This is a genomic window from Rhodococcus sp. NPDC054953, assembly GCF_053609225.1.
This window is the reverse complement of the sequence record NZ_JBSGXD010000054.1, coordinates 1-1,592: the sequence shown is the minus strand read 5'-3', so window position 1 is coordinate 1,592 and position 1,592 is coordinate 1. Positions and strand designations below refer to the sequence as shown.

3 protein-coding genes are annotated in these 1,592 nt (G+C 64.2%); 2 read left to right on the top strand and 1 reads right to left on the bottom strand.

Annotation, left to right across the window (positions count from 1 at the left end):
* A partial coding sequence (locus ACWF62_RS20390; protein WP_452631217.1) for an ATP-binding protein occupies positions 1 to 407 on the bottom strand: 407 nt, incomplete at its 3' end.
* A 266-nt stretch (positions 408 to 673) separates the two neighbouring features.
* On the opposite strand from ACWF62_RS20390, the gene ACWF62_RS20385 reads away from it, so the two are divergent.
* Together ACWF62_RS20385 and ACWF62_RS20380 are read left to right on the top strand one after the other, a co-directional pair.
* The gene (locus ACWF62_RS20385; protein WP_452631215.1) at positions 674 to 1,504 is read left to right on the top strand and encodes a helix-turn-helix domain-containing protein; all 831 of its coding nucleotides are present in this window, start codon (positions 674 to 676) and stop codon (positions 1,502 to 1,504) included.
* 9 nt (positions 1,505 to 1,513) lie between these two features.
* On the top strand, positions 1,514 to 1,592 hold a 79-nt coding region (locus tag ACWF62_RS20380), incomplete at its 3' end, for a DUF397 domain-containing protein (RefSeq protein ID WP_452631221.1).

Below are 1,592 nucleotides of genomic sequence, written 5' to 3'. Positions count from 1 at the left end.
CATCGGAACCACACGATCTTCCCGGCGCAGCGGTGAGTGCGCTCGCACCCGAAGTCGTCGGCCATCTCCCGGAGCATCCACAGGCCGCGTCCGCCTTCCGCGTCCCAGTCGGGCGCGTGCCCCAGGAGGACCGGGAGTTGGCGGGAGCGGTCGAAGAGTTGCACGGTGACCTCCAGTTCGATGCGGGTCATGCGCAGATAGCAGCGGGGGTTCTCCACATGCCGCGCCACGTTGGTGATCAGTTCGCTGACCCCCAGCCGCACCAGCTCCGCGCAGTCCCGCCCGCCGCCCCAGCCCCGCACCACCTCGGCGGCCACCGTGCGCCAGCGTTCGACCTGGACGGCACAGGCCGTTAACGACTGCCCGTACACGTTCTTGCTGTAGGCGACCTGCACCGGATTCCTCATCACACCTCCAACGTGTCTGCTGACAGGGGGCGTTGTGACGTGCGCAGAGAGAGCCACGTGCTGTAGCCGGGTGGAAGCGCAACGTCAGCGTCACCAGGGTGGCGTAGCCGACGGCGATCCGCAAGGCATCGCGTCGCAAGTTGCGACGATTACCTCTGCGGAGTGAATCTGAACCCGTCCCGGGCGACGGTTGCGGCACACTGAGCCGAACCCAATAGACACAAGAGGGGGTTGCCGTGGGTCGACCAGTGATGACGGTCCGAAGGATGCGGCTGGGGATGGAGTTGCGGCGGCTGCGGGAGCACGCGGGAAAGTCGCAGTTGGAGGCCGCAGAGGTCGTTGACGCGAGTGACGCGAAGATCAGCCGGGTGGAATCCGGGAAGACCGGTCTGAGCCGCCTCGAACTCGTCGCCCTTCTCGACTTCTACGACGTCCAGGACCAGGAGCTGCGCGAGGGCTTGGGCGAGCTCAACCGGAACAGTCGTAAGCGTGGCTGGTGGCAGCAACGCAAGGATGTTCTGACGCCGAAGCTCATGGAGCTGATCGAGCTTGAGTCAACGGCCAGCAAGGTCTTCCAGTACGAAGCCAACGTGGTCCCGGGTCTGTTCCAGACCGAGGCATACGCCCGCGCGATCATCGACGGGTTTCCGGACCCCTTCAGCCCGTCCGTTGACCAGGCGGTTCAGATCCGGCTGGAACGACAGAAGGTACTCGTCGGTCCCAACGCTCCCCGGATCATCTGCGTTCTGGATGAGGCAGCCCTCCATCGACAGATCGGAGGTCCGTCCGTCATGGCTGAGCAGTTGCGGAAGCTCGTTGGCCTCGCGAAGCCGCCCCATCTGTCGATCCAGGTCATCCCGAACAGCGCGGGCGCCCACGCCGGTATGGATGGCTCGTTCCTGCGATTCGTATACCCGGCGCCGGGGCACATGGACATCGTCTTTCTCGAACAGAAGACGAGTAGGCTCTTCATCGAGGAAGAGGCCGATCTGGAGCCGTATCGGATCGCTGAGGAGCACTTGCGGACTCAAGCCCTGTCCTCTGCCGACTCGATGAAGTTGATCTCTGCCATCGCGGTGGAACTCGATCACGCGTAGGGGAAAGTCATGCGATATGGGCTGCCGATAGCGAGGTGGCGTAAGTCCAGCTACTCGAACGGGGGGAGCGGAAGCTGTGTGGAGACCC

What these genes read in the sequence shown, in the direction of transcription:
- ACWF62_RS20385 (WP_452631215.1), top strand. Translation starts at nt 674, where the DNA reads ATGCGGCTGGGGATGGAGTTGCGGCGGCTGCGGGAGCACGCGGGAAAG.